This is a genomic window from Candidatus Zixiibacteriota bacterium (assembly GCA_036480375.1).
GTDB lineage: Bacteria > Zixibacteria > MSB-5A5 > GN15 > JAAZOE01 > JAZGGI01.
Map to the genome: position 1 here is coordinate 25,239 of JAZGGI010000009.1, position 8,039 is coordinate 33,277.

Here is an 8,039-nt window from a genome sequence, read left to right on the forward strand (position 1 = left end):
GGTTACAGTAAATTGGGTTCGTTTTGTCATTTTTAGTTTTTTACAAAATTCATCTCCGTCCAAGCAAAATAAATTAAGATTAAGCTCTCCTATATATACTATGGGATAATTTCGGAAAATACGGCGTTATTAAGGAATAATTGTATATGCTCTTTGCGGGAATCTATCCGAAAAAATGTTTCTCTTATTTTTCGGATGGGCCACCGGTCAGAGATCCTGATAATTCCGCAAGGCGGGATAATACTATTTGGCGGCATCGCAGGGATGCCGCCCTACTTTCTTAACCCATTTATTGTTCAACCTCACAAGGCCCCGGGCCGCCTTTGAAAACATGGTTTATGAGATAAACCGCATCACCGACATTACAATCTCCGTCCCAATTGGCATCACCGGCTTCAATCGGGTTGGGGGCCGGGCCACCCTTGAATACATGGCTGATGATATAAACCGCATCGCCGACATTGACATCACCATCACCATTAGCGTCACCGCAATTAAGGTTGAAATAATGTTTTACTATAAATGCGTCATAGTTCCCGCCATTGAAATTAGGGGAATATACGTTAGATTGAGTTGGAAAATCGGTTGAAACGGTGTGACCGGCCATAATAAGCGAATTAGATAAATCACAAATAATAAATTCATTACCCGCATCATCCAAACTTCCGCCAATGAATGATGCGTAGCTGATTGAAGATAGATCAGTATCCATTTTAATGATAACGGCATCGTGCATTCCGCCGCCATAGATGCTTTGAACAGCGTCAATGGTAATAGGAAAATTAGAACTCTCAGTCAATCCAAAAGCATATATATTGCCGTTACCGTCACATACCAATGTGCCCATGAAGCAACAGCTATTGGTTGTACCGCTTAAAAATGTTGACGCTACCATATTCTCGAGATCATTATCTACTTTGGAAATAAATCCATCGTTATATCCATTATAGGTTCTGTCATAGGCGCCAGGAGTCGTATAATAGTCGGCATGGTTGGTGTGACCGGTATTATACAGGTTGCCCTGGTCGTCGATAATAAGCTCAGCTACACCCGCATCGCCGACAAGCGTCGAGGCTAAGAGATTTGACAATGAATTATCGAGCTTTGAAATCGCAGAGTTATAATAGGAGCCACTATGTATGCGATTGTAACTATTGGGAGTAGTGGGATAATCACCCGAACCGGTTGAGCCGCCAATGAATATATTATTTTCCGAATCCAAGACTAATGAAGGAAAAGCTTCTATACCGGAACCACCAACAAATGTAGATGATAAAATTGAAGTTAGATCGCTGCTTAGGCGTGTAATGAAATAATCAGTATTGCCGCCATACAGGGTATCATAGGCATTTGAGGTTTTTGGGAAATCTGATGAATTTGTAGTGCCTGCCACATAAATGTCCCCATTTGTGTTTGTCAGAAGCCCCGGACAATTGTAAGGTCCCTCGGCCTGGTTTCCACCCAGATAAGTCGATGCAATTAATGTATTTAAATCGGCATCTAAAATAGCCACAAACATATCACTGGAACCGCCCATGTATGTCCCGCCAACTACTCCAGGAGTAATCGGAAAGTTACTTGAGCCTGTATAACCGGCTATAATGACTTCTCCCTGTGCATTAATACATATTCCCGCATACTGATCGTCACCGGTTCCGCCGATATATGCCGCCGCAAGAACGTCTGTCAACCCGGAGTTTAATTTGCAGATATAAATATCGTTGCCACCTCTCAGGGGAGATTGATAATTGCCCAGGCTTGGAGGAAAATTACTGGAATTTGTATATCCTACGATATAAATATTGCCATGGGAGTCGGATGCCAACTGTATACCTCCGAATCCATCATTACCATTTCCACCAAGATATGTAGATACCAGATAGGGCAAATTGATCAATGATTCAATCGTCGCGTCCGCACTTAAGGTAGCAGAAACGAACACCAACATTACACTAATGCCCAATAACAGATATCCGATTTTTTTAACATTCATATGTCTTAACTCCTTTTTTATCCACCTCACACGGCCCCGGGCCGCCTTTGAAAACATAATTTATAAGATATACTGCATCACCAACGTTACAATTACCGTCACAATTAGCATCACCGGCTTCAATCGGGTTGGGGGCCGGGCCACCCTTGAATACATGGCTGATGATATAAACAGCATCGCCGACATTGACATCACCATCGCCGTTGGCGTCTCCTTTAAGATCTAAACAACATCTGATACATCGCACCGATTTACCACTGGTTTGCCTGTCGCCATTGAGGAGAACTCCTGGGATGTCATGTGGGACAAGGTATAAAAAAGCGTGATCGTCAGAATTGGGCGTGCTGGTCCAGAAGCCGGTGAGCCATCCAAGGCCAACAAATGAGCCGTCGGGATGACGAGAACCAGCAGGCAGGACGCTTAGGTTACTACTATTGTCGCCGTTACCGTTGTTGTCCCAACCACTGGTGTTTTTTAGCGCAATCCCTGCGATAGAGGAACCGCCAAGTTCATTAACCAGCAAGGTCCATTCATCTACGGAGGGCAAATGCCATTCTTCGGGACAGGCATTGACGGCAGTTGCCCAATCGTATAAGCGGCCATAAATTGTACCATTTGACGTATCATTGTTATAATTCCAACTGCCGGATGTATCATAATTCAGGTTTTCCGCCATCCAGTAATTATCGCCTATCTTGACCCACCCATATGTTTGTCCATCGCGGATATCTACAAACTCACCTAACGTATTCTTATCATTATTATCTGAGGGCAATCCCACCGACTGCTCTGATTTAACAAGTCCATCAGCCATTGCCACTGTATGCCTCATGAAGATTACAAATAACATTACGAGCACAAGGCTAAAATATCTAAACATCCAAATTCCTCCATCCGTTTTTATATTCACTACCTCCATTTTAAATGTTCTATCTGCTTACTCAAGTGATTGACACGGCCCCGGGCCGCCTTTGAAAACATGGTTTATGAGATAAACCGCATCACCGACATTACAATCTCCGTCCCAATTGGCATCACCGGATTCGATTGGTTCGGGGGCCGGACCGCCTTTAAAGACATGATTGATAATAAAAACAGCATCTCCGACATTGACATCAAAATCACCATTAGCGTCACCGCAGATGTAATCGCAAATATCACCGACACCATCTTCATCAGTATCGACCTGATTGGGATTAATGACTTCTATGCAATTATCACAACTGTCTCCGACGGCATCACCGTCAAAATCTTCTTGCAGTGGATTGGGCGCATCAATACAGTTATCGCATAAATTCCCTAATCCATCTTCATCATTATCCAACTGTTCAGGATTTGGCAGACCGGGACAATTATCATATGCTTCCGGCACTAAATCTCCATCAAGGTCATATAAGTTTCTTCCCAGGATAGATATTTCAATTGAATCCTTGGTACAGGGTAAACCGGCCGAATCCGCCAGAAATGAGGTCCAGTATCTGAGGTTTCTCCTGTAATCTGAGCCGATGCGATCCGGATCGGTATTTCCATAATTGTGTGCCACCGGTGTCAGAACATATTTGGCTAAATACCAGGAGAGCGCAACTGGATCAGTAGAAGCGGCAATCACGTCTGTCTGTACTGATTCAGTCAAGTAAAATGGTCCCTCGGGAGAAGTCAATTTGGCATCGGCAATTGTCAGATCGGGATATGTCTCGGCCATAATTTTGGCCGTCAGTGCGTACTTACCAAACAAATAGTCGTCGTGCATTTCATTAAATCCGCCATAGCGCATGTCAGCATAAGCTGTTGTCATGACGCCAACCCAGTTCTTGACGGCTATTGTAGCCCCGGCCCAGAAATGGGATTTGAGAACCGGGAAATTAATCAAACACATTCTCTCGCGGTCATATGTGGACGTGGAAATATCCCAAATGCCGTATTTAAGTGATATGTAACATCCGGCATCACTTGAGTAAAACTTGGGGTAGCTAACTTTTGTTTGATCATCATATACAAATCCATCATTATAATCTCCGACAGAATACTCATACGCCTCCTCATCCCAAAAAGTATTCCAGCGATTGGAAGAAACGTTATAACCTTTGATACTAAAAGCCGAAATAACATCAGTGACAGATTGATTTTCATCATCTGAATTATTATTGTCGTGACCAAGCTGGTAGCCCAAATCCTGAGTGTTGTCACATACTATAATTGCTCCCGTAAAACCGTCGGGATGGCTGATTATTTTCCTAATTATTCCCTTAAGGCGATCATTGTTGGAAGAATTGAATGACGGCCATTGATAACTTCCCTTGATAATGACAATTTCATTTGAAGCAACCAATCCATTCGGAGTAGTCGAAGTTTTATAAAACTCAAAACCGTCAGCTTCCATTAACCGGAAAAGAGTATCTGTAGCCGGATCAGTAAAATATTCATCAGGAGTAGACTCATCAGCGCCGTCCAGAGTTCCGATCGTTACGGGTATGGAATCAAGAACGTACACTCGAGAAATTGGCGAATCTGAAACCCAATAAGGTAAATCAAGATCAGCCTTCTGCCTGGAAAAAGTAATTCCGGGAATCGAGGCCACAAACCATGCAGCACCAACAATGACGACGAGAGCCCCTGAAATTTTTAGAATCCTTCGCAGGACGAGTGTGCCGGTAATAAACGAAATGATGGAAACAATCCAATAAAAGGCCATTGGAATTGCTGCTCGCTGGCAGGGGTAGGTTAAACGACGAAAATCTGATCCGCTGCGGAGAATCAACCAGAGAAGTGACCCGAGCCCGGTGAGCCAGAAAAAAAAGGATTTCCAATTTTTCTTTAGCATACTCATAATAATCATACCTCTTTTTTTCTATATCGATTAACGCAATATTCAGCAGTATTAATCAAATGTGAACAGTCATTATAACCAATTTTGTAAAAGAATTGGGCGGCGATCAGCAATCCTCATCTTTACTCACACCCTTCACAAGGCCCCGGGCCGCCTTTGAAAACATGGTTTATGAGATAAACCGCATCACCAATATTGCTATTGCCGTCACAATTGGCATCACCGGATTCGATTGGTTCGGGGGCCGGGCCACCCTTGAATACATGGCTGATGATATAAACCGCATCGCCGACATTGACATCACCATCACCATTAGCATCGCCGCACATCATCTCAGTGATGACCAGGAATTGATTAACGCTGACATCGGAAAGCGCGTTTACCATCCCGCTGGGCCATTCAACTTTTATAGAATCTACAATAGTCGCATCACCGAGGCCAAAATGAAGTTCTGAAGAGCCTTGAGCCAGGGAACTGATGTGGCTTCTCAATTCACGCATTTGCCAGACCGGGGAACCGTTAATATCCGCCAGCACCCTTACTTTGGCGCCAATACCGGATATATTAGACTGGATCCCGATGAGCTTAACTATCAACCAATTATTTCCATTGCCGTTATTCCTTAATTGAATATTCGGTTCTTCGTAATACCAATTAGATAGATACAAATCCAGATCGCCGTCGCGATCATAGTCAGCATAAGAAACTTTGCATGATAACTGGCCGGTATTATCTATTAGTGAACTGTCTACATAAGGGGTAAATGTGCCGGTGCCGTCATTCAGATAAAAATAGTCGGGCTGGTCCTCAGTTAATTTATCATCATTTATCAGGAAAATATCAAGATCGCCGTCGTTATCAAAATCGCCGGAGCAGCTCGAAGTTGACCAGTGGTTTTCATCGGTGATTGGTTGACCGGTTACCTGGACAAAAGTGCCACCGCCGGTGTTCTCAAAAAGGGCGTTGTTATAGCCGTACCAGGTCGGAATAAATAAATCCTGATCACCATCATTATCAAAGTCGCCAAAATCATAATTCTGGCTACCTTCAAGAGTCAAATAATTTAAACCGGTGACAGCTGTGAATTCTCCATCATTATTTTCAAATAATATATCGCTGATGAAGGTTCCGGTTTTTCTGACAATTAAGTCTTGATCGCCATCGCCGCCGATATCGGTCCAGATCGTCTCGCCGGACGTGGTAACGTCATCATCTATTGGACTATCGGTTATTTTTGTAAAAGTCCCGTCACCAACCCCCTGATATAGCTGATCATTGCATGGACCGGTAAACATCCAGGCGGGAGTAAACAGATCAAGGGCGGCGTCATTATTATAATCGGCACAGGCTATCGCCATAGAGGCAGCGGAATCGATAGCTATAATTCCCGTGGTAATTTTGGTAAATGAATCATTGCCGTTGTTCAGGTAATAATTATTAGGGATATTCTCATGCATGCCTTTGGCTATGTACGCATCCATGTCGCCATCATTGTCGTAATCGGCCCAGCAACTGGCGGTGGAAGAGCCTTCATCAAGGAAAACATAACCGGTTGCTTCAGAAAATGTGCCGTCGCCATTGTTCCGGTATAATCTGTTTGATACATCCCACATCGAAAGGAATATGTCGGGATAATCATCATTGTCGTAATCGATCCAGCTGATGCTAGAAGTCGATGCTGTATCGGTTACATGCGGTCCTTCGGTGATGCGCGTGAATTGGTCAAAGGTGAATTTGGAGACAAAACAGTCACTTTCACCACCATTATAATCATCATCGGCGGCATTTGCAGTAATTGGAAAATCGATTGAGGAGTTGGTAAAACCGGCAATAATTGCATCGCCTTTTTTATCGATTGCTATTGAACACGCTCTTTCCTTGCCGCTTCCACCCAAAAAGGTCGAGTATAATATTTCTGACAGGTCATCGGTGATTTTCATCAGGAAGCCGTCACCAAGACCGCCATTGTAATTATTGTCAAAGGCATTATCAGTCGCCGGGTAATTTTCTGAAGCGGTTGAGCCGATAATACAAATATTGCCATTCCGATCAGACTTTATATCAGATATATATCCCAAACCGGCATCTTCAGGTGTTAAAAATGTAGCCGCCAGGCAATTACTTAAATCTGCGTTGAATTTGGTAATATGATATTCATCGCCGCTAAAACCTTCATCGATTACTCCGGACGAAACCGGGAAGTTCGAATCCCATGTATGGCCATAGGTATAAACATTTGATTCCTCATCCAGACAAAGGTGTAATCCGCTTTCATAATCGTCAGCGCCATAAAACGTGGAAGCAAGTAAGATCGTAAGGTCATTGCTTAATTTTGATACGCACACATCCAGATTCGCCCAGTCATTGCCGGGAGTTCCATTTATTTCTGTGTTGTAAGCGCCGGTTGTTGTCGGATAATTATCCGATCCAGTGGTTCCCCCAACATATACATTATTACTATTATCTATTGCAATGTCAGGATAATCTTCTCGATAAGTTCCCCCAAGAAATGTTGAAGCCAGTAACGAAGTTAAATCGCTGTTAAATTTCGAAACAAAAAAATCCCAATCACCATTGTAATCTTCATCGATAACGCCTGAAGTTTTGGGGAAAGTTCCATTATTAGTCATTCCAACAACAAAAATATTGTTATTATCGTCCAGGGCGGCGGCAACCCGAAATTCATACCCGGTACCGCCAAGATATGTGGAAGCCTGTAAGGTTGAGAGATCACCGCTTAATATTGAAATAAAACCATCCGTTGTTCCGGATATGGTAGAATCATACGCACCGGAAGTGTGTGGGAAATTGGATGAATGGGTGATACCTGATATATATACATTTCCATTATCACCGGCGACAAGCGACCATATTTGATCAAATCCCGATCCTCCGAGGAATGTACTCGCTTCAAGAGTCGAAAGGTCATTGGATAGTTTCGAAATAAATAAGTCATAATTGCCCTTGCGTTCATCTTCATAAGCGCCTGGAATTGTTGGGAAATCGCTGGATTCTGTCATTCCAGCGACATAAACAGCATCATCAGGACCCAATGCGGTCCAAATCCACCAATACGCATCGCCACCCTCAGTGCCGCTTCCACCCAGATAAGTTGATGCCAGCAGTGGATCAATCACAAGCGGAAGATTTTTGTCGTAGCAACCTACCTTGAATCCGTACTCCATGTCGTCCACTGAGTAAGCGACCTCGATATATCTT

Annotated in this window: 4 protein-coding genes; all 4 read right to left on the reverse strand. The window is 43.4% G+C overall.

Annotated features, from left to right (window positions below):
- Positions 1-289 precede the first annotated feature (289 nt).
- Complete coding sequence (locus V3V99_02055; protein ID MEE9441435.1) at positions 290-1,993, reverse strand: SBBP repeat-containing protein; 1,704 nt, start codon at positions 1,991-1,993, stop codon at positions 290-292.
- Positions 1,983-2,873 (reverse strand): FISUMP domain-containing protein, encoded by an 891-nt coding sequence (locus V3V99_02060; GenBank protein MEE9441436.1) that lies wholly within the window; start codon positions 2,871-2,873, stop codon positions 1,983-1,985. Before V3V99_02060 ends, V3V99_02055 begins: the two co-directional genes overlap by 11 nt.
- Before the next feature lie 57 nt (positions 2,874-2,930).
- Positions 2,931-4,820, reverse strand: coding sequence for a DUF362 domain-containing protein (locus V3V99_02065; GenBank protein ID MEE9441437.1), 1,890 nt, complete (start codon positions 4,818-4,820; stop codon positions 2,931-2,933).
- A gap of 122 nt (positions 4,821-4,942) precedes the next feature.
- Positions 4,943-8,039 (reverse strand): FG-GAP-like repeat-containing protein (locus tag V3V99_02070; GenBank protein ID MEE9441438.1); only part of this gene is annotated, 3,097 nt, incomplete at its 5' end.